The 19,687-nt window shown below is 71.4% G+C and carries 17 protein-coding genes and 1 pseudogene; 8 read left to right on the top strand and 10 right to left on the bottom strand.

Features of this window, described 5'->3' with window-relative positions; all coding sequences use genetic code 11:
• Nucleotides 1–154: 154 nt before the first annotated feature.
• Nucleotides 155–475 carry an antibiotic biosynthesis monooxygenase family protein gene (locus PUR53_RS46555; RefSeq protein ID WP_329901529.1) on the bottom strand — a complete coding sequence of 107 codons (321 nt, stop codon included), beginning with the start codon at nt 473–475 and terminating at the stop codon, nt 155–157.
• 52 nt (nt 476–527) lie between these two features.
• Nucleotides 528–1,574: a peptidoglycan-binding domain-containing protein gene (locus PUR53_RS46550; RefSeq protein WP_329901528.1), complete on the bottom strand. Its 1,047-nt coding sequence runs from the start codon at nt 1,572–1,574 to the stop codon at nt 528–530.
• A gap of 357 nt (nt 1,575–1,931) precedes the next feature.
• On the opposite strand from PUR53_RS46550, the gene PUR53_RS46545 reads away from it, so the two are divergent.
• On the top strand, nt 1,932–3,989 hold the full coding sequence (locus tag PUR53_RS46545; RefSeq protein ID WP_329901709.1) for an MDR family MFS transporter: 2,058 nt from the start codon (nt 1,932–1,934) through the stop codon (nt 3,987–3,989).
• Here PUR53_RS46545 and PUR53_RS46540 read toward each other — a convergent pair.
• Nucleotides 3,955–4,485 (bottom strand): GNAT family N-acetyltransferase, encoded by a 531-nt coding sequence (locus tag PUR53_RS46540; protein WP_329912503.1) that lies wholly within the window; start codon nt 4,483–4,485, stop codon nt 3,955–3,957. The two genes, PUR53_RS46545 and PUR53_RS46540, sit on opposite strands and share 35 nt — an antisense overlap.
• Before the next feature lie 181 nt (nt 4,486–4,666).
• Here PUR53_RS46540 and PUR53_RS46535 point away from each other — a divergent pair, with 181 nt between their 5' ends.
• The 3 genes from PUR53_RS46535 (at nt 4,667) to PUR53_RS46525 (ending at nt 7,891) form a co-directional block, all read left to right on the top strand.
• A complete protein-coding gene (locus PUR53_RS46535; RefSeq protein ID WP_329912502.1) occupies nt 4,667–5,425 on the top strand; it encodes a hypothetical protein in 759 nt (252 codons plus the stop codon).
• Nucleotides 5,426–5,430: 5 nt separating this feature from the next.
• Entirely contained in the window at nt 5,431–6,033 is a 603-nt protein-coding gene (locus PUR53_RS46530; protein ID WP_329912501.1) for a hypothetical protein, read from the top strand.
• Between the two features lie 214 nt (nt 6,034–6,247).
• Nucleotides 6,248–7,891 (top strand): Hsp70 family protein, encoded by a 1,644-nt coding sequence (locus PUR53_RS46525; protein ID WP_329901524.1) that lies wholly within the window; start codon nt 6,248–6,250, stop codon nt 7,889–7,891.
• Between the two features lie 245 nt (nt 7,892–8,136).
• Here PUR53_RS46525 and PUR53_RS48460 read toward each other — a convergent pair.
• The 4 genes and pseudogenes from PUR53_RS48460 to PUR53_RS46505 form a co-directional block, all read right to left on the bottom strand.
• Nucleotides 8,137–8,559: pseudogene (locus PUR53_RS48460) on the bottom strand (NACHT N-terminal Helical domain 1-containing protein); the annotation flags it as partial.
• A gap of 77 nt (nt 8,560–8,636) precedes the next feature.
• Nucleotides 8,637–10,265 carry a transposase gene (locus PUR53_RS46515; RefSeq protein ID WP_329901522.1) on the bottom strand — a complete coding sequence of 543 codons (1,629 nt, stop codon included), beginning with the start codon at nt 10,263–10,265 and terminating at the stop codon, nt 8,637–8,639.
• Nucleotides 10,258–10,833: an IS607 family transposase gene (locus PUR53_RS46510; protein ID WP_329901521.1), complete on the bottom strand. Its 576-nt coding sequence runs from the start codon at nt 10,831–10,833 to the stop codon at nt 10,258–10,260. Before PUR53_RS46510 ends, PUR53_RS46515 begins: the two co-directional genes overlap by 8 nt.
• 158 nt (nt 10,834–10,991) lie before the next feature.
• Complete coding sequence (locus PUR53_RS46505) at nt 10,992–11,411, bottom strand: J-domain-containing protein (protein WP_329901520.1); 420 nt, start codon at nt 11,409–11,411, stop codon at nt 10,992–10,994.
• 118 nt (nt 11,412–11,529) lie between these two features.
• On the opposite strand from PUR53_RS46505, the gene PUR53_RS46500 reads away from it, so the two are divergent.
• The gene (locus PUR53_RS46500) at nt 11,530–11,925 is read left to right on the top strand and encodes an FHA domain-containing protein (RefSeq protein WP_045557963.1); all 396 of its coding nucleotides are present in this window, start codon (nt 11,530–11,532) and stop codon (nt 11,923–11,925) included.
• 24 nt (nt 11,926–11,949) lie between these two features.
• Here PUR53_RS46500 and PUR53_RS46495 read toward each other — a convergent pair whose 3' ends face one another.
• Both PUR53_RS46495 and PUR53_RS46490 read right to left on the bottom strand, forming a co-directional pair.
• Nucleotides 11,950–12,621: an O-methyltransferase gene (locus PUR53_RS46495; RefSeq protein WP_329901519.1), complete on the bottom strand. Its 672-nt coding sequence runs from the start codon at nt 12,619–12,621 to the stop codon at nt 11,950–11,952.
• A 113-nt stretch (nt 12,622–12,734) separates the two neighbouring features.
• On the bottom strand, nt 12,735–14,033 hold the full coding sequence (locus PUR53_RS46490) for a DUF2330 domain-containing protein (RefSeq protein WP_443080446.1): 1,299 nt from the start codon (nt 14,031–14,033) through the stop codon (nt 12,735–12,737).
• A gap of 349 nt (nt 14,034–14,382) precedes the next feature.
• Here PUR53_RS46490 and PUR53_RS46485 point away from each other — a divergent pair, with 349 nt between their 5' ends.
• Nucleotides 14,383–16,413 (top strand): bifunctional glycosyltransferase 87/phosphatase PAP2 family protein, encoded by a 2,031-nt coding sequence (locus PUR53_RS46485; protein WP_329912498.1) that lies wholly within the window; start codon nt 14,383–14,385, stop codon nt 16,411–16,413.
• Nucleotides 16,410–16,898: a hypothetical protein gene (locus PUR53_RS46480; protein WP_329901516.1), complete on the top strand. Its 489-nt coding sequence runs from the start codon at nt 16,410–16,412 to the stop codon at nt 16,896–16,898. Before PUR53_RS46485 ends, PUR53_RS46480 begins: the two co-directional genes overlap by 4 nt.
• 95 nt (nt 16,899–16,993) lie before the next feature.
• Here PUR53_RS46480 and PUR53_RS46475 read toward each other — a convergent pair whose 3' ends face one another.
• Nucleotides 16,994–18,229 carry a cytochrome P450 gene (locus PUR53_RS46475; protein WP_329912497.1) on the bottom strand — a complete coding sequence of 412 codons (1,236 nt, stop codon included), beginning with the start codon at nt 18,227–18,229 and terminating at the stop codon, nt 16,994–16,996.
• A 234-nt stretch (nt 18,230–18,463) separates the two neighbouring features.
• Between PUR53_RS46475 and PUR53_RS46470 the strand changes: the two genes are divergently transcribed.
• The gene (locus tag PUR53_RS46470) at nt 18,464–19,633 is read left to right on the top strand and encodes a steroid 3-ketoacyl-CoA thiolase (RefSeq protein WP_239753866.1); all 1,170 of its coding nucleotides are present in this window, start codon (nt 18,464–18,466) and stop codon (nt 19,631–19,633) included.
• Nucleotides 19,634–19,687: the final 54 nt, after the last annotated feature.

Genomic DNA, 19,687 nt, shown 5'->3' with positions numbered 1-19,687 from the left:
GGAGGCCCGCGGCGCTCGTTCTTTCCGACATCGACGAGGTGTCGGCCCGCTACCCCACGACCCTGAAGGCCGACGGCGTCACGGTGTCCCACCACCAGGCCTCCTGACCGCCGAGTCGTGGCGGTCAGGTGCCGGGAGGTGTTTCGAGTGGGGGTCAGGCGTCGGTCTTCGGGCCCGTCTGCTGGAGGACCTCGAAGGTCCAGACGGAGGAGTCGGAGGCGGCCGGCCTGGGGCGGTCGCCGCCGCCCTGGTGGGCCTGCTTCATGGGGCCCTCCATCCACGCCTGGAACGCGGCCTCGTCGCGCCAGCGGGTGTAGACGAGGTAGTTGTCGGTGCCGTCGACGGGGCGCAGCAACTCGAACCACTCGAAGCCATCGGAGTTCTCGACCACCCCGGCGCGGGAAGCGAACCGCTTCTCCAGCGTCTCGCGCTGCTCGGCCGGAACCGTGAGGACATTGATCTTGACGATGCTCATGGCCTCATCCTGCATCACGTGCGACGAGGGGGCAGCGGCAGTCCCCCGTCGGTCACGGCTCCTTCGTCTCGGACTCCAGGCGCTGCCGGGTCACCAGGCCGTAGACGCCCGGCTCCTCCCTGTCCTTCGTGATGCCGCGCGTGTTCTGGTAGACGAGGACGGCCTGTTCGACCTGCTCGTCGAAGCTCTCGTCGATGTCACCGGCGTAGATGCCCAACTGGCGCAGCCGGAGCTGGAGTTCGGTGACCTCGGGGTCGTCGTCGCCGATGCGGAGCGTCTTGGGGGCCACGATGCGGCTGTCGTCCGCCTCGTTCGCGCCGGCGGCCGAGGAACCCGTGGAGGCGCCCGCGCTCGGCGCGCTCTGCTCGGGCGTCGGCGACACGGACGGCGACGGCGAGCCCGACGGCTCGGAGGGGGACGGAGAGGGTGACGGGTCCTTCGTCGGGCTCGGCGACCCCCCGCCGCCGCTCGACGGCGCGGGTGCGGGCACCCCGCCCCCGCCGCCGCCCTCACCGGACGGCTCCACCGGCGACGCCTCCCCGTCGGGCGACGTGTCCGGCACGCTCGCTCGCAGGTCGTCCGGCAGCGCGCGGTCCCGCACGGGGGCCTCGTACGAGAACAGCCCGCTCGCGAATCCCGCGGCGGCCATCACTCCGGCGGCGGCCGTCCCGGCGAGGGCGACCATCAGCCCCGTACGGCGGCGGCGCCGGCCCCGGGGCCGCCCCGGCGACGGCGTGGCGGTCGCGGCGGAGGGGAAGGGGGTCGCGGGCGCCGCCGAGGTCGTGGGGCCGGACAGGAACGACCGCCGTACGGCTGACGTGTCCGGTGCGGTCGGGGTGGTCCCGGTGGTCGCGTTCTTCGCCGTGGTCATCGGCATCGCGATCGTCGGCGCCTGGCCGGGGCGGGCGTCGCTGTCGTCACCCAGCTCCACGTAAGGGCGTATCCGGAGGGGGTCGAAGTCCTCCGCGGCCGCCGCCTCGGCCGTACGGGTCTCCAGCAGGGCCTCGGACGCGCGGCGGCCGCACGCGCAGGACGGCGTGCCGTCCGAGGCCCGGGGTGTGAAGCACTCCGGGCATATGTGACTGGTCGGTTCACTCACGTGTCGTTCCTCCCCGTGAAGTCTCCAGAGTTTAAGCAAAGCGTCGACACAGAATCTCCCAGGCACCCCGGGAATGACGGGTTCCGGAAAGCTTCGACAGGCCATAACCGGTCACACCGACCACCATGGAACGGACATGGAGGAAGAGGGAGAAGAAGAGGAGACTGAGGGCGCTGTACGAGGTCCTCGGGTCCTCAGGAGGTCTGCATGACCGACGACATCGGTAACGAGCCCGCGCACCGGCCCGCGCACCGGCCCGCGCACGACCGCGCGCACCAGCCCACGCACGGCCCCACACCCCGGCCCGGCCCTCGTGGCCACGGCGTCCCCATCTCCGAGCGGGTGCCCGGCGGGGTGATGGTCTCCATCGGGGCCCTGCTGCTGGGGATGCTGCTGGCCGCGCTGGACCAGACGATCGTGTCGACTGCCCTGCCGACGATCGTGAGCGATCTCGGCGGGCTGGAGCACCTGTCGTGGGTGGTCACGGCGTACATGCTGGCCGCGACGGCGGCGACCCCGCTGTGGGGGAAGCTCGGGGACCAGTACGGCCGGAAGCGGCTGTTCCAGACGGCGATCGTGATTTTTCTCATCGGGTCGACGCTGTGCGGGGCGGCCCAGGACATGCCCCAGTTGATCGGGTTCCGCGCGCTGCAGGGTCTCGGCGGCGGCGGACTCATGGTGTTGTCGATGGCGATCGTCGGCGACCTCGTCCCGCCGCGCGAACGCGGGCGCTACCAGGGGCTGTTCGGCGCTGTCTTCGGCGCGACGAGTGTGCTCGGGCCGCTGCTGGGCGGACTGTTCACCGAGCATCTGAGCTGGCGTTGGGTGTTCTACGTCAACCTGCCCGTCGGAGCGGTCGCGTTGGTCGTCATCGCCGCCGTGCTGCGCATCCCGCGCCGGTCCGAGCGGCATGTCATCGACTATCTCGGGACCTTCCTGATCGCCTCCGTGGCCACCTGTCTGGTCCTGGTCGCCTCCCTCGGCGGCACCACCTGGGACTGGAACTCGCCGCAGATCGTCGGCCTCTGCGTGCTGGCCGTGCTGCTGGTCGTCGTGTTCGTGGCCGTCGAGCGGCGGGCCGCCGAACCCGTCCTGCCGCTCAAGCTGTTCCGCGTCCGCACCTTCACCCTGTCCGCCGTGATCAGCTTCGTCGTCGGGTTCGCGATGTTCGGCGCGATGACCTATCTGCCGACGTTCCTTCAGGTCGTGCACGGCGTCTCGCCGACCATGTCCGGTGTGCACATGCTGCCCATGGTGTTCGGGCTGCTGCTGTCCTCGACCGTCTCCGGACAGATCGTCAGCCGCACGGGCCGCTGGAAGGTGTTCCCGCTCGCCGGTACGGCCGTCACCACGCTGGGCCTGCTGCTCCTGCACCAACTGGACGCGGACAGCGGCGACGGTGAGATGAGCGCGTATCTCTTCGTCTTCGGCGCCGGGCTCGGCCTCGTCATGCAGGTCCTCGTCCTCATCGTGCAGAACGCCGTCTCCTACGAGGACCTCGGCGTCGCCACCTCCGGCGCGACCTTCTTCCGGTCCATCGGTGCCTCGTTCGGCGTAGCCGTCTTCGGTACGGTCTTCGCCGGGCACCTCGGCGACAAGCTCACCGACGCGCTCGACGGGGCCGCGCTGCCCTCCGGCGTCACGGTGCAGGGGCTGAAGGCCGATCCGCGTGAGATCGCCGACCTTCCGGCCGCGCTGCGCCCGCCCGTCCTCGACGCGTACGCCTCCTCCATCACCGACGTCTTCGTCTACGCGGCCCCGGTCGCCCTCCTCGGCTTCGTCCTCGCCTGGTTCCTGCGCGAGGACCGGCTGCGGGCGTCCGTGACGGCGCCGGACGCCACGGAGACGCTCGCCAGCAACCCGGTCGAGCGGTCGTCGTACGACGAGGTGTGCCGGGCGCTGTCGGTGCTCGGCTCCCGGGAGGGCCGCCGCGAGATCTACCGGAAGATCACCGCACGGGCCGGCTACGACCTGCTGCCCGCGTCGAGTTGGCTGCTGCTGCGGATCCGGCGGTACGGCTGGGCCGAACCCGCCGTGCTCGCGGAACGCAGCACCGTCCCGCTCGACGTGATCATGGCGGCGACCCGGCAGGTCGAGGAGCGTCGTCTCGCCCGTCGCGACGGCATCGATCTCATCCTCACCGACACCGGCCACCAGGCCGCCGACCGGCTCGCCAAGGCCCGCGAGGACTCCCTCGCCGAACTCCTCGGCGACTGGTGGGGCCCCGACCGTCCCACCGACCTCATCCGTCTCGTCGAGGAACTCAACGCCGAACTGTGCGGGTCCGACGAGGAACGCCCGCACGCCGCAGGGGCGATCACCCGCCGGTCGGCCGTCGTCAGGCCGACCTCCGGCGGGCCACCGGCACCCCCCACGCCTCCTACGGCCCCGACGTCCCCGTCAGTTCCTTCGTGAACCAGTGCTCCGCGTACGCGTGGTCGTTGTGCGGGGCGCTCTCCACGTACCCGAGCCGCGCGTACAGCGCGCGGGCCTCCACCAGGTCGCCCCGGGTGTCGAGCACCACCCGTTCGGCGCCCAGGGCGCGGGCCGCGTCCTCGGCCGCCGTGACGAGCAGCGCGGCGCCGCCCCTGCCCCGGGCCTGCGGCCGTAGGTAGACCCGCTTGAGCTCGGCCGTCGTGGCGTCCGCCAGCCGCACCCCGGCCGTGCCGACCGGCTCGCCCCCGTACTGCGCGAGCAACAGCAGCCCGTTCGGCGGCGCCAGGTACTCCCCGGTGTCGGCCGCGACCTCCCGCTCCAGTTCGTCCGGGTCCGTGGCGCGCCCTTCGTGCAGCAGGTACCAACGGTCGCTGACCTCCGTGTAGTACGCCCGCCAGAGAGCGGCGGCCACGGGGGAGTCGTAGGGCTCGGCGGCCACGGACCAGCGTGCCGCGGTGGGTGTCGTACGGGTCATGGCGGTCATTGTCGGGAGCGGGGAGGGGCGGCTCGCAAACGATTTACGCCGTCGTCGCCCCGCGCGTCACGTCGTCGTCCGCGCGCACGCGCTTGCCGTTTGAACGACCGGGTTCGGGCAACCCGGTGCGAAACGGCCCGACGGGGCGAGACGCCCGGGCCGAGGACTCTGGAAGGCATTCATGTCCACAGGATTGATCATCGCTTTGATCGTGATCGTGGCGGTCGTGGTCGTCGTGGCCGCAGTCCTGGCCCTGCGCGCCCGGAGGAGCGCGGGTGGCGGGGGCTCGCTGAAGCGGCGTTTCGGACCGGAGTACGACCGGACCGTGGCCCGCCACGACGGCGACGAGCGGGCCGCCGCCCGGGAACTCGCGGAGCGGGTGAAGCGGCACGGCTCGCTGGAGAAGCGGCCGCTGTCGAGCGCCGAGCGCGAACGGTACGAGTCGCGCTGGGCCGCCGCCCAGGAGCGCTTCGTCGACTCGCCCCGTGAGGCGGTCGCCGAGGCGGACCGGCTGCTCTCCGAGGTGGCCGCGGCCCGTGGCTTCCCGGAAGGGGACCGCTACGAGACCCAGCTGGAGGCGCTCTCCGTCCACCACGCCCACCATGTGCACGGCTACCGCCGGGTGCACCTCGCGGCGCACACCAGCGGCGACACCACGCAGGGCCGCACGGGAACGGGTGACGCCAACGGCGTCGGTCCCGGCACCGGCACCGAGGACCTGCGCGAGGCCGTGATCGAGGCCCGCGCCCTGTTCGAGGACCTGGTGACACCGGACCGCCGGGACGCGCGGGCCGACCGTGACGCCTCGGCCGGTTCCGCGGGCCGCGCTCACCGCGACGGCTCTGCCCGACGCGACGGGCGCGACGGTGCGGCTGCCGACGGCCGCCACCGGTCCCATCTGCCATGGGCGCCGGCCAGGCGCCACGCGAAAGGGAGTTGAGGGGGATGACTGACGACGTGACGAAGAGCGAGAGCATCCGCGAACGCGGTCCGCGTGATACGCGGGAAGCCGACGCGAGGCGTGACGGCACGCGGACGGGCGGCGTCGCTGCGGGCACCCGCGCGGCGGACGCGACCGGCTCGACGGCGGGCGGCACCGGCACCGGAGCATCGCTGGTGGCCGGCCACGACCTCGACGAGGGCGGCACCGGCGGCCGTACCGAGCACAAGACGATGGGCGTCCGCGACGAGCCCGGCCGGGGCCGGGGCGAGAACGCCACCCGGGCTTCCGACGGGACCGGCTCCCGGTCCGCAGGTGGGGCCGGATCATCGCTGCTGCCCCATGACGAAAGCGACAAGCTGACGCTGCGGATGCAGCACGCGGTCGGCGGGTTCGTCGACGGGCCCCGGTCCGCCGTCGAGGAGGCCGACCACGTCCTGGAAGAGGTCACCGCCCGCTTCACCGACGCGATGACCCAGCGGCGCCGTACCCTCCGCTCCTCCTGGGAGACCACGGCCGACGACCGCGCCACCGCCACCGACACCGAACAGCTCCGCCTCGCCCTGCGCGACTACCGCGAGCTGACCGAACGGCTGCTGCGCCTCTGACGGCGACGGCGGCACACGCCGAGACCGCGCCCCGGGTCGTGCCCCGGGGCGCGGTCTCCTGTGCGCGATTCCGGGGTGCCGCAGGCCGGCCGGGCGAGGATGGTCGTGCGGCGGATGGTTGCGTTCCGGGGGCGCATCCACGCTGCACCACGCCCGGGGCGCCCCTGGGCTCCTAGCATCCCTTCAGGCTGCGTGAATGTTCGAAGGGGGCGGCATGGCACGTGTCGTGGGGATCGATCTGGGCACGAAGGGCGCCATCGTCGCAGCGCTCGACGGTACCGCCGAGACGTGGCGAAAACCCTTCGTCGTCCCCAACGCTGAGGGTTCCGGCATCACACCGTCCTTGGTGGCCTTCACGGCGGACGATATGACGCTGATCGGCGAGGCGGCCCGCAGGCAGGCCGTCGCCGATGTCTCCGGCACCGTCTCCCGCGTCAAGCAGCACATGGGCACCGGCCGGATCTACGTCCACGGCGGGAGGACCCACAGGGCCAGCGGGATCACCGCGCTGCTCCTCGCCAAGCTCAAGCGGGATGCCGAGACGTATCTTGACGAGGAGGTCACCGGTGCCGTGGTCACCGTGCCGACCCACTTCTCGCACGCCGCCCGCCTGGCCGTCAAAGAAGCGGGCGCACTGGCGGGCCTGCCGGTGCTGCGCCTCCTCAACGAGCCCACGGCGGCAGCCCTGTTCGACGGGATCAACCGCGACGACGAGGTCGTCCTGGTCGTCCACTGCGGCGGTGGAACCTTCGCCTTCTCCCTGGTGGAGGTCGGGGACGGCGTCGTCGAGGTCAAGGCGAGCCGTGGTGACGCCCGTCTCGGTGGTGACGACTGGGACAGGGAGACGGCCGGGCATCTCGCCGCCCGCTTCCGGGAGCTGCACGGAATGGACCCGGCGGCCGACCCGACGTCCCTGCGCCGGCTGTGCGAGGCCGCCGAGAACGCCAAGATCGAACTCTCGTCGGCCCCCGAGGCCACGATCGAGGTGCCCTGCGTCGCGATGTCCGCAGCGGGGCCGCTGCATCTGCGCGACCGGCTGAGCCGGGACGAGTTCCTACACGTCACCCGGCCTCTTCTCGACCGGTGCGGGGCAGCCCTGGCGGAGGTGTTCGCCGCTGTGGGCATCTCGGTGTCGGAGGTGTCCCGGGTCGTCATGACCGGAGGGGCGACCCGGATGCCCTCCGTGCTCTCGCTGGTCCGGAACCACTTCGGCGACCACACACCGATCGTGGTGACGCAGCCGGGCGAGGCTGTCGCGTACGGCGCCGCGCTCCAGGCGGGCGTACTCACCGGGATCGTTCGCGACGCCCTGGTCCTGGAAGTGACCTCGCACTCCCTGGGGGTTGCCACCCGGGGCGGCGTCATGCGAACACTCATCGCGCGGGACACCACCCTTCCGACCCTGCGCTCGGAGCTGTTCACCCCGGCCCGCGACGGGGACGCGGAGGACTGCGCCGTCGTCCGGATCCCGGTCTACGAGGGCGAGAGCGACAACGCGGCCGACAACGCTCTGATCGGCCTTCTGGATCTGCCCGACCTGCCGGCGGCCGCGCGGGGCCGGGCCGCGGACATCGACGTGAGGCTCGACGTCGACCACGACGCCCTGGTGCGCCTCTCCGCGACGAACCACGCCACGGGCACGACCTGGTCGAGGACACCCGAGGGCACCTGTGAGGCGGAACGCACCCGGGTCCGACCGGAGCCCGCGCGAAAGCCGTCGACGGTCTGGCCGACGTCGACGGCGGACCCGCAGTCGATCATTGCCCCCGACTCCCTCGCCCGCACACTGCTTGCCGTACTGCTGGGCATCCTGATCGCGTTGGCCTTTTTCGGTGGCATCTTCTGGGCGCTGTTGTGAAGGCGTGACCGGGGCGGTCGGGCCGACCGTCGCGCCCCGTCAGACGATGGTCGTGATCTCGAAGCGGGCGTCGGGGAGTTGGTGAAGTCGATGCCGTAGATCGTGAGTGTGCCGTACTTCTCGATGACGTACGCCGCGTACCGCGCCTCGAAGGCGGCGTCCTCGCCGATCCGTGAGGGGGTGCGTTCCAGCAGGAGGTCGATCCGGGTGACGGCCTCGGCGAGCCGGCTGCTCTGGCTGACCAGGGTGCGGGTGACGAACGTCGAGCGCTGGGTGAAGAAGCGCAGGATGTGCAGGCAGGCGACGTCCACCAGGGTGTCGTGCAGCCGGGCGGCGTCGTCGGAGAGGTCGAAGGTCACCCGGGGGTCCGCGTCACGCAGCCGTCTGGCCAGTGCCCGGTGGCCTAGCTGCACCGCCTGGACGTCGTCCATCTCCAGGTCGCCCAGCGCGCTCAGCGTCCGGGCCAGCGCCGCGGCGACGGCCTCCTCCTCGTCGACGGCCACCGGCCGTTCGACCGGGCCGGCCGAACCGACGGCACGCGCGACCAGCTCCGCCGCGACCTTCTGGAGTTCCTTCTCGCCGAGGGTCCGCTTCTCGCCGCGGAACGACACCAGCCCCGAGACCCGCACCGGCCGGGAGACGAGACCGGCGCCGGCGCCCTGCTGCACGAAGAGTTTCTTGACCAGGGGAGCGACCACGCTCGACGCCAGGCGAGCACCGGCAACAGCGTCCACACGTACCGTTCCTATTCAGTGAGCAGGAGTGAGTCTTGGACCCATGCCTGGTCACTGCGGACACCCCGAACGGTTTTGGATGTCCTGGTCGCCCGCGTACTCGCCGCGTCCGGCGGCACGGATCGTGTCCGTGGTCCGGGGATGCGGGGGCGGGGTCCCTCACGCCCAGGGGTACGCCGGTCGGCCTGGACGGTCCGATGCCCGTGCACATCGCTCTGGTGTGCACGGGGCGGTGCCGTCCGTCGCCGGATCGGGTGTCCCTGGGCGCGTCGTCCGATCGCGATGCTCGCCGCATCGTGCCGGGTGGTCTTACGGGTGGGGCCGGCCATCGGCTTCTGCCAGTGCTGGGCGCCCCACTTGCTGGTGTAGGCCGGGTCCACGGCGATGACCGCGATACCGGTGGTGTCGGCCATGGAGGTCAGCCGGGCGCGGAGCCTGCCGGTCGGCATGTCGCAGATGAGCTGCCGGAAGCGGCGCCTTCGCCCGTGCTTCTCTCTGGTTTTCTCGGCCTGGAAGTCGAGGTCTTCGACCGCGATGGCCTTGACGCCGCAGGCTTTCGTCCAGTTCAGCAGCCGTGTGAGGGCGTGCCGTACCTGGGCGTCGCGGTGCTGGGCGGTGCCGGACAGGTCGTAGAAGAACCGGCGCGGCCGGCCGATCGGGTTGCCGTGCGTGTCGAGACGCCATACGGCGAGGTGGTCAGCGTTGGTGTCCACGCCGACCACGCCCTGGGCCAGGGCTGTGGCCATGGGGATGGTCTTGGTGACCGGGTGCTGCCAGGAGGCGGTCAGGTACCAGCGTCCGCGCTGCACGTCATGGTGGATGCGGTAGGCGACCGCCCGGTCGGCCTCCACACGGTCGGCCCACTCCTGTGCCCGGTGAGGGAACCGTACCTTCGCGGTGAGTACGTACCGGCCATGCCTGGCGTTGGACAGGTCGGCGAGCGGGGCGGGGAGCTTGATCGATACTTCGCCCTCGGGGGTGATGCGGATCGTCTCGTTGCCGAACCTTTTCCCCGACTCGCCGTCGGCCTGGAGGAACCAGCGTGAGGCTTCCCAGCGTTCATGCCACTCGTCCTCGGTGAGCTGCGCCTGCTCAAGGTTGTGGCGGGTGCCCAGCAGACGTTTACCGCCGCGTACCACATGTACACGTCCGGCTTCTCTGTCGGCCTGAACCTGGTCGAGCCGCTCCTCAAGCACATGCAGCCGTCGCGTCTTGTGGAACCACTCGTGCGTGGAGCGGTATCCGCCGGGGGCGCGCTTGCTTCCCTTCTCCCCCACCGGGAGCGACAGCCGGTGCCGAATCGTCGTGATACCTGCTTCGAGGGATTTCACGTGCGCGACCTGGCCGCGCCGGGCAAGCGCCCACTGGTCGTGAGTGGCCTTTGTGATCGCACCGGCCCACCTGGACGACGACTCGGCGGTCAGCTCCCGTTTCCGGGCCGCCCACGTGTGGGTGGAGTGCTCCAAGCCGTCACGGCAGCGGGTCTTGAGGTCCTTCGAGGCGAGCGACCCGAGGTGCGCGCCGACCAGACTCAACACCTTCTCGTCTTCGCCAGTCAGGTGCTTGAGGCGGTCACGTACCGCCACACCGGACGGGCCGAGGGCGACGACCGGTGCGGCGACCGGGCGGAGGTCAGCCATGTCCGGCGGCCTCCAGTGCCTTGCGAGCGCGGTTCTTCGCCGACCTGCGCCCGTACAGGCGGGCGCAGAACGAGGTCAGCACCTCCACCATGTCGCGCACCAGGTCGTCTTCGACCTCGCCGTCGTCCAGCACCAGCAGGCGACGGCCCGTCGCGGACAAGGCGGCCTCGACAAGCTCGACGTTCATCCGGCCGAGCCGGTCCTTGTGCTCCACCACCACGCAGGTCACGTTCGGGTCGGCCAGCAGACACCGGGCCTTGGAACGGCAGCCGTTCATCCCGGAAGCGATCTCCGCCTCAATGCGAACGACTCGGTGACCGGCCTTCCCCGCCCACGCCGACAGCCGAGCAACTTGGCGTTCCAGATCGGTCTTCTGATCGCGCGAGGAGACGCGGGCATACAGGCCCAGACCACCGATGGCCTCGGGCCTGGCGTTCGCGTCGATGTTCACCAAGATCGTGCGTGGCCCGACCCGCTGAGCCGGTACCGGCAGCGTTCCCTCATGGAACCAGCGATACGCGGTCTGCGGATGCACGCCCTGCGTCTTCGCCCATTCCGTCAGATTCACACTCCGACAACGACACTCACTCATACATGGTTACGCTCACTCACCTGACTTCGAGCACCAGCAGATGGAGCCCCCTCGTGGATGGCCCACAGCATAGGGACGCCGGGGGCTTCGGGGAGCGGGTCGGCCGCACGGGTGTCGGGGGTCGGGCGGCGGGTTCACCCCTCCTGGCGCTGCCGTCCCTCCCGGCGCTCGTGCCACTCGCGTACGAGCTCTTCCACGTCGTACGGCTTCAGGCCGAGCGGTGGTCCCGGTGGGGGCTTGAACATCATGTCGCGGATCTTGGCGTTGATCTCGGTGACGATCTTGCGGACGACCCGTTCGGAAGGGGCCTCGGCGGCCGCCGCGAGGGCGTCCTCGGCCTCCTTGCGCAGGGCCAGCGTCGGGGGCAGGACGGACATGCCCTCGCGGGCCATCTTGCTTTTGATCCACCACAGTTCGTCGTACGTGGTGTCGTCGCCTTCAAGGGGCCGGCCGACGCCGGGGAGGGTCTTGAAGTCGCCGCGCGCCTCGGCGTCGCGGATCTGTTTGTCGACGAACGACTCGAAGCTGACACCGGGGGGCTTTCGCTCGGTCATGCGTCCATTGTGCCGGAGCCCGCACAACAGGACGATCCGGCGATTTATCATGCGGCGGCGGCGCGCCAAACGCGCCGTGCGCAGCGACAATTGGAGTTTGACCCGTTAGGAGCGGTACGTGCTCGAACTCACCATGGCCTCGGTCTCCGAGGCGGACGCCGGGGCGACGGCCGGCATGCAGATGGCCGACGCGCCCAGCGAGCCGGGCGGCGTGCTCCGGGTGGGCCGCGATCGGGCGGTGTGCCGGCTCGCGACACCCGACGACTGGCTCTTCGTCTCCCGTGTGCACCTGGAGTTCCTGTGCGCCCCCGACGGGAGCTGGCAGGTCACCTGGCTGCGCGGGTCGCACGCCGACCCATCCTCCGAGGTGCGGCTGACCCTGCTCGGCCACCAGCCCTCGCCCCTGCCGTACGGCGGCACGGCGAAGCTCCCGCACGGCAGCTCCGGCGAACTCGTCATCCTCGACCGCACGGCCCCCCGCAGCGTCAACGTGGGCTTCTACCACGAGGCCTGAGGGGGCCCGCTCCCGGCGGCGGGGTCAGTCGGTCACCCGGGCCAGCGCGAAGCCGTCGTACCCCTTGCTGCCCACGGTCTGGAGCGCGGTGCCGCTCAACTTCGGGTGCGTGGCGATGAGTTCGATGGCGGCCCGGGTGCCGCGAACGTCCGGTTCGGTGCTGCCGGCGTCGGCGACCCGGCCGCCGCGTACGACGTTGTCGACGACGATGACGCTGCCGGTCCGGGTGAGCTTGAGGGCCCACTCCACGTAGTGCGGGTTGTTGGCCTTGTCCGCGTCGATGAAGACCAGGTCGAACGGCTCGGGGTTCTCGTCGGTCAGCTTGGGCAGCGACTCCAGGGCGGGGCCGACCCGTACCTCGACGAGTCCGTCGAGCCCGGCGCGGGCGATGTTGCGGCACGCGACCTCCGCGTGCCGCGCGCTGTACTCCAGGGAGATCAGCCGGCCGTCGGCGGGCAGCGCGCGGGCCAGCCAGATGGTGCTGTAGCCACCGAGGGTGCCGATCTCCAGGATGCGCCGGGCGCCCTGGATCAGGGCGAGCAGGTGCAGGAACTTGCCCTGGTTGGCGGCGACGTCGATGGCCGGGAGTCCGGCCGCCTCGTTGTCGCGCAGGGCCGCCGCCAGGGCCTCGTCGTTCGGGGCGAGGTGGGTGGAGAAGTAGGCGTCGACGTCGTCCCAGGTCCGTGACTCGCTCATGAAGCTGTGCCTCCCGCGCCTTCCATCAGGGTTATTACTTAGAACGGCTAAGTAGGTGCGCTAATGAATATAGGCGCGGGGTGGGCTCCCTGTCAGCGGTTCCCGGAGGCGTGTCAGCCGTTCGGCGCGGACTTGGGGCCGGCCGGGGCCTCGGGCGCGGCCGGCGGATGGGCCCCGGGCGGCATCGGAGCCCCGGGGGGCATCGGTGCTCCCGGCGGCATGTGTGCTCCCGGCGGATAGGCGCCCGGTGGCATGTGCGCCCCCGGCGGATAGACGCCCGGTGCCCCCGGCGGATAGGCGCCCGGCGGCATGAAGGCCGCGCCCGGCGGGGGTACGGGCGGCAGTTGCCGCTTGGCGTTGCGCTTGAGCACGATCGCGACCGCCACCGCCTTGATCGCCAGCACGGCCATGCCGATGCCGAAGGACAGCAGCCAGCCGGGGATGCCCCAGACGGTCCACATCTCGTCCACGTGGATGACCTCTCGATAGGTGTCGTCGGCCGCGGCCCGCCGCAGCGTGTGGTCGCCGGAGATCCGCTCCGGCCGCGGGAAGTCCTGCTCGACGGCGGTGAGGAAGTCCGTGCCGCCCTCGGTCAGCTCGCCGAGCGCGCCGCCCGGTGCGCCGAGACGGCCGGCGAACGTCACCTCCGGCTCGTCCCCGCCGATCGCCGAACCCGGCTCCATCCGGTGCTCGGCGAGCACGTACAGACCGAGCGCCTGCGGCGTGGTGGCCAGCCGCGACAGCCGCATCGGGTAGACCGGTTCGGCGCTGGCGAAGGTGAGGTGGAGCGGGTCGAGGGTGCCGGAGAGCGGGGCGGAGTCGGCCGTGTCCTCGGGCGCCAGCCGGATCGCCACGTACTCCCACTTCTGCCGGACGTACGGCTCCAGCGCCGTGTCCAGACGGTCCGGGAGCCGGAAGCCGTTCTCCTCCAGCCAGTCGCCGAGCGCGCCGGAGTCCGTGGCGGTCAGCCGGGCCACGTCGAACGGGCCGAGCCGCTCACGGCCGACGACGCCCACCGAGGACCGCGGGTCCCCGGGCGCGGCGTCCCCCGCCATCCCGTCGCCCTCGAACATGTCGAACGGCCAGTCGTCCGAGCGTGGCCAGAAGTACTCGCGCTTCTCGTACCGGGGCGCGGTCTCCTCGTCGAGCCGGTCGAAGAGGGACGCGTCGCCCAGCTCCACCGTCGCCCGGTTGGGCACCGGCATGATCCACGCGGCCGTCCGGGCGTCACCGGAGACCGTCAGACTCATCACGATCTGTTCCTCGCGCCCGTCCCAGCGCAGCACGGACCGCTCACGGCTCACGTACACGCTCCGCTGGTCGTCCGGCACCATCGCGCCGCAACCACAGGCGTACGCCGGTGCCACGAGCGACGCCAACTGAAGCCCCAGCAGCGCCAGCACCACCACCACGAGCCGTCCGCGTACCCCGCGCCCCCCGTGAGCCCTCCATACCGGACGCGCGCGCCCCCGTACCGAACCCGTCATCCCCCGTGCCCTTCCCCTGCCCCGCTGACGTGCCGTACCGCTCGGAACCATGGTTCCAGGTGTTTGTCAGTGGCCTGTCACGGGTGTGCCCGTGATGCGCATCCGTGATCCGCGTCGTGCCCTTGAGCGGGCGGGAGGCCTTCCGCGGACTATCGTCATCCGGACAAAACAGGGGCGACTCTCAGGTGAAGTCCGGGTTGCCCGCGTCTCACCACGGGGGACGGTGCGAGCCTTCCCGGTGGGGACGGTCGACGGGGCGGGAGGACGACAGCGCGTGGCGACGGAGCAGAGCAGACCGGGCGGTGCCGTGGGTACGGGTGCGGGGGCGGCGCGGCTGGGGGCCCTGCGGGCCGTGCTGTGGCTGGTCGCCGCCGTCCTGGCGGTGCGCCAGATCGCGGTCGTGCTCCACACGCCCAAGGGCGAGCGCCTGACGGACCTGGAGACCTGGGTCGGGCCCAGCGGCGTCCTCCATGTGAACGGCTCGCTGTACGACTCGACGCGGTTCACCGGCACCCCCTTCGGCGGCCTCGTCCTCAAGCCCCTCACCCGTACGGCCGAACAGGCCCTCGGCTGGGGCTGGACCTTCGGCACCCTCCTGCTGGTCGTCGCCCTCGGCCTGGTCGCCGCCCGCGCCCTGCCCCAGCCCGTCACCCGTCGTACGGCCCTGCTCGCGGCGCCCGTCGCGGTCACCCTGCTGATGCTGTCGCTGCCCGTGCGCAACACGCTCTACCTGGGGCAGACCAGCATCATCCCCGTCCTGCTCGTCCTGGCGGGCTGCTTCGCGGTACGGGGGGAGCGCACCAGCGGCGTCTGCATAGGGCTCGCCGCGGCCTTCCAGCCGACCGTGCTGCTGTTCGTGCCGCTGCTGTGGTTCACCGGCCGCAGGCGGGCCGCCGCCAGCACGGGGATCACGTTCGCCGGGGCCACCGCGCTGGCCTGGGCCGCGATGCCGCACGACTCGTTCACCTACTGGGTGCACCACCTCGCGGGCGTCGGCCTCGGCGGCCGGGCGGACGACCTCGCCAACCAGTCCCTGCACGGCGCGCTGCTCCGGCTCGGCCTCGAAGGCCCGCTGGAGATCGTCGTCTTCTTCGCGCTGGCCGCCGCCGTCGCCGTGCTCGGCATGCGGCGGGCCGTCCACCACGCCCGCGACGGGCAGTTGCTGCTGGCCGTCGCGATCACCGGCTGTGTGGTGGTCGCCGTCTCCCCGACGTCCTGGAAGCACCAGCTGCTGTGGGTGCTGCTCGCGGTCGTCGGCCGGGTCGGCACGAAGGCGTCCTCGCGGTACGTGTGGCCGGTCGCGGTCGTCCTGGTGATGACCCTGCCGGCGAAGATGATGGTCCCGAACGTGGACCTCCTGCACCCGGTCCGTGACAACGTCGTCCTGCTGGCCGCGCTCGCCGCCGCCCTCGTCGTGCCGTTCCTGTCCCGCACCTCGGAGTACTACCGGGCGCCCGTCCCCACGGAGTACGCCCCGAAGGCGGAGACCCGCTTCAGCTGGGCCCCGCTGCTGCGCCGGGTCGCCACCCGGCCGAACCTGCTCCTGGAACTGCTGCTGATCCGCGTCACGTACGCGGCCTACCAGCGCACCCGTCTGGAGGCCACCGGCAGCCGGGCGACCGCCGAGGAGCACGCCCGGCAGGTCCTCTCCGTCGAGGAGGCCCTGTTCCTCGATGTCGAGCACTGGTTCAACCACGCGGTGGTCGGCGTCGACTGGCTGCGGGACTTCTTCGACTTCTACTACACGTCGTTCCACTTCGTGGTCCCGCTGACCGTCCTCGGCGTGCTCTACTGGCGCCGCCCCGCCGACTACCGCTGGGCGCGCACGGCCATCGGCTTCACCACGGTCCTCGCGCTCGTCGGGTTCTTCTTCTACCCCCTGGCACCGCCGCGGCTGATGCCCGGCCTCGGCATCATCGACACCATCCACGGCGTGCAGGACTTCTCCCGGCCGGACTACGGCAAGCTGACCGAACTCACCAACCAGTACGCGGCGATGCCGTCCCTGCACTTCGGCTGGTCCCTGTGGTGCGGGCTCACGATCGCGATCGTCGCCCCCCGCGTGTGGCTGAAGGTCCTCGGCCTGCTCCACCCCTTCTTCACGGCCCTGGCGATCGTCGCGACGGGCAACCACTGGGTGCTGGACGCGGTGGGGGGCGCGGCCGTCGTGGGCGCCGGCTTCGGCCTCACCTACCTCCTGACCGGGCCCCGCACGGACACGGCCCGCGAGGACGACGGGGGACCGCGCGACGGAGCCCGGCCGGACGGCGGGCTCACCCCGGCCGGGCGGCGCAGGAGCGGGTGACGGCGGTGGACTCCCTGCGCGCGGCCCTCTGCTGGAGGGGGCCGGTCTCGGTGAACGTGTTCGTCCTGGGGGCCGGCTGGACGCCCCTGCCGAAGGAGGCCTTCCACCTCGCCGGGCTCGTGCCCGACGCCGTGTCGGCGTTCCCGCTGAGGGAGCCGCCGCCGACCGTGGCGCGGCTCGGGCTCGTCTCGTACGACCTCGACTTCGAGGACGACTCGCTCGATCTCCACGCCTACACGCGGGCGGCCCTCCGCCGGGTCTGCGAGGGCACGCGGGCCGTCGCCTGGACCGCCTTCGAGGGCTCCTTCCACTACGACGAACTGCTCACCCAGCAGGTGGCCCACCAGGTCTACGGCTACTGCGTGAGCGGCGGCGAGCCGGTCACCGCATGGGACATCACGGCCCTGCGCGGCGCTCGGTGGCGCTCCCGCGTCGCGGAGGCCCGCGTCGCCCTGGAGACACTGCTGTCCGCTCCCCTGGGCTGACCGAGGCTGACTGGGGCTGACCAGGGCCGACCGGGCCGCGACGGGGACGGGCCGACGGCGCCGGGAGGCCGTCGGCCCGAGCTCAGGGGGGGCGGTCAGGTGGTGGTGACCTGGAGGTGCTTCACCCCGTTGATCCAGGCCGAGCGCAGGCGGTTCGGATCGCCGGCGAGCCGGAGGTTCGGCATCGCGTCGGCGATCGCGTTGAAGATCAGGTCGATCTCGAGGACGGCCAGGGACTTGCCGAGGCAGAAGTGGGGGCCTCCGCCGCCGAAGCCGAGGTGGGGGTTGGGGTCGCGGGTGATGTCGAAGGTGTCGGGGTTGTCGAAGACGTCCGGGTCGTGGTTGGCGGAGGCGTAGAAGATGCCGACGCGGTCGCCCTTCCTGATGAGCTTGCCGCCGAGTTCCACGTCCTGGGTGGCGGTGCGCTGGAAGGAGTTGACCGGGGCGGCCCAGCGCACGATCTCCTCCGCGGCCGTCGCCGGACGCTCGCGCTTGTACAGCTCCCACTGGTCGGGGTGGGTGAGGAAGGCGTGCATGCCGTGGGTGATGGCGTTGCGGGTGGTCTCGTTGCCCGCGACCGCCAGCATCAGCACGAAGAAGCCGAACTCGTCGGAGGCGAGGTTCCCCTCGTCCTCGGCGGCCACCAGGGTGGTGACGATGTCCTTCGCCGGGCACTGCTTGCGGTCGGCGGCCATGTTCATGGCGTAGGCGATGAGTTCCATCGCCGACTGCTGGCCGACCTCCTCGGTGATGGCGTACTCCGGGTCGTCGTAGGAGATCATCCGGTTCGACCACTCGAAGATCCGGATGCGGTCCTCCTGCGGGATGCCGATCAGCTCGGCGATGGCCTGGAGGGGGAGTTCGCAGGCGACCTCGGTGACGAAGTCGAAGGGGCCGGGGCGGTCGGCGGCCTCCCGGGCGATGGTGACGGCGCGATGGCGCAGGTTGTCCTCCAGCGCGCGGATCGCCCTCGGGGTGAACACGCGCTGCACGATCTGGCGGACCCGGGTGTGCTCCGGCGGGTCCATGTTCAGCAGGATCAGCCGCTGGGCGTCGATGGCGTCGCGCTCGATGTGCTCGTTGAAGCGGATGATCGCGGTGTTGACCGTCGAGGAGAACAACTCCGGGTGCGTGGAGACGTACTTGACGTCCGCGTGCCGGGTGACGGCCCAGTAGCCCTCGTCCCCGAAGCCCGCGATGCCGGGTTCCTGCGGGACCCAGTGGACCGGTTCCGTGCGGCGCAGTTCGGCGAACTCCGGGAGGGGGACACGGTGGTGCAGCAGGTCGGGGTCGGTGAAGTCGAACCCGTCGGGCAGCGCTGGACAGGGCATCGGCAACTCCTGACGGAGCATCAGATAGAGGGAATTGCGGTGACGGTAGTAACGGGTTCTAGAACAAGCAAGGGGTGCGGGCTCCCCAATCGGCTTCCAATTGCCGCACGCCCCTTGCGGTGCCGGAGTGCCCCTCCGCAGACTGCTGGAGAGAACTAGAACGCGTACTAGTTCTGCGTGGCGGGTCGGGCCGGGACGCCCCGCGCCGCGCGGGTAACCGTCGAGAGGATTCCCATGGCCGCGGAACCCGTGATCGTCGAAGCCGTACGCACTCCCATCGGCAGGCGCGGCGGCGCGCTCGCCAACCTGCACCCCGCCTACCTGCTGGGCGAGACCTACCGTGAACTCCTCGGCCGCACCGGCATCCCCGCCGACTGCGTCGAGCAGATCGTCGGCGGCACGGTGACCCACGCCGGCGAACAGTCCATGAACCCCGCGCGCACGGCCTGGCTGACCATGGGCCTGCCGTACGAGACGGCCGCGACCACCGTCGACTGTCAGTGCGGCTCCTCGCAGCAGGCCTCGCACATGGTGGCCAACATGGTCGCCGCCGGTGTCATCGACGTCGGGATCAGCTGCGGGGTCGAGGCCATGTCCCGGGTGCCGCTCGGGTCCGGGTCCAAGCACGGGCCGGGCAAACCGTTCCCGGAAGAGTGGAACGTCGACCTGCCGAACCAGTTCGAGGCCGCGGAACGGATCGCCCGGCATCGGGGGCTCACCCGGGAGGATGTCGACGCGCTGGGTCTGCTCTCCCAGGAGCGGGCCGCCGCAGCGTGGGCCGAGGAGCGGTTCAAGAAGGAGACGTTCGCCGTCCAGGTCCCGACGACCGAGGCCGAACAGGGAGCCGGGCAGGGCATGTGGCGGCTCGTCGACCACGACGAGGGGCTGCGCGACACCTCCATGGAGGCACTGGCCCGGCTGAAGCCGATCATGCCGACGGCCGTCCACACGGCGGGCAACTCCTCCCAGATCAGCGACGGCGCGGCCGCGATCATGTGGGCGTCGAAACGGATGGCGCGGGCACTGAAACTGCGGCCGAGGGCACGGATCGTCGCCCAGGCGCTGGTCGGCTCCGACCCCCACTTCCACCTCGACGGGCCGATCGACGCCACCAAGGCCGTGTTGGGCAAGGCCGGGATGACACTGCGGGACATCGACCTGGTCGAGATCAACGAGGCCTTCGCGTCGGTGGTGTTGAGCTGGGCGCGGGTCTTCGACCAGGACCTGGCGAAGGTGAACGTCAACGGCGGCGCCATCGCCCTCGGGCACCCGGTGGGCGCGACCGGGGCGCGGCTCATCACGACCGCGCTGCACGAGCTGGAGCGTACGGACAAGGAGTTCGCGCTGGTGACGATGTGCGCGGGCGGCGGGCTGGCGACCGGGACGATCATCCAGCGGCTCTGACGGGCGGGAGGAGAAAGAGGGGGAGGGGAAAAAGGGCCCTGCTGGTCGTCCCGC

Origin of the sequence: Streptomyces sp. SP18BB07 (assembly GCF_036322545.1) — a bacterium.
Taxonomy (GTDB): domain Bacteria; phylum Actinomycetota; class Actinomycetes; order Streptomycetales; family Streptomycetaceae; genus Streptomyces; species Streptomyces deccanensis.
The sequence above is the reverse complement of the archived record's forward strand: the minus strand, read 5'-3'. Positions and strand labels throughout refer to the sequence as shown.

Excerpts from the sequence above, each read along its gene's own strand:
- PUR53_RS46555 (WP_329901529.1), bottom strand. The coding sequence starts at position 475 with ATGAGCATCGTCAAGATCAATGTCCTCACGGTTCCGGCCGAGCAGCGC.
- PUR53_RS46545 (WP_329901709.1), top strand. The coding sequence starts at position 1,932 with ATGGTCTCCATCGGGGCCCTGCTGCTGGGGATGCTGCTGGCCGCGCTG.
- PUR53_RS46540 (WP_329912503.1), bottom strand. The coding sequence starts at position 4,485 with ATGACCCGTACGACACCCACCGCGGCACGCTGGTCCGTGGCCGCCGAG.
- PUR53_RS46535 (WP_329912502.1), top strand. The coding sequence starts at position 4,667 with ATGTCCACAGGATTGATCATCGCTTTGATCGTGATCGTGGCGGTCGTG.
- PUR53_RS46530 (WP_329912501.1), top strand. The coding sequence starts at position 5,431 with ATGACTGACGACGTGACGAAGAGCGAGAGCATCCGCGAACGCGGTCCG.
- PUR53_RS46525 (WP_329901524.1), top strand. The coding sequence starts at position 6,248 with ATGGCACGTGTCGTGGGGATCGATCTGGGCACGAAGGGCGCCATCGTC.
- PUR53_RS46515 (WP_329901522.1), bottom strand. The coding sequence starts at position 10,265 with ATGGCTGACCTCCGCCCGGTCGCCGCACCGGTCGTCGCCCTCGGCCCG.
- PUR53_RS46505 (WP_329901520.1), bottom strand. The coding sequence starts at position 11,411 with ATGACCGAGCGAAAGCCCCCCGGTGTCAGCTTCGAGTCGTTCGTCGAC.
- PUR53_RS46495 (WP_329901519.1), bottom strand. The coding sequence starts at position 12,621 with ATGAGCGAGTCACGGACCTGGGACGACGTCGACGCCTACTTCTCCACC.
- PUR53_RS46475 (WP_329912497.1), bottom strand. The coding sequence starts at position 18,229 with ATGCCCTGTCCAGCGCTGCCCGACGGGTTCGACTTCACCGACCCCGAC.
- PUR53_RS46470 (WP_239753866.1), top strand. The coding sequence starts at position 18,464 with ATGGCCGCGGAACCCGTGATCGTCGAAGCCGTACGCACTCCCATCGGC.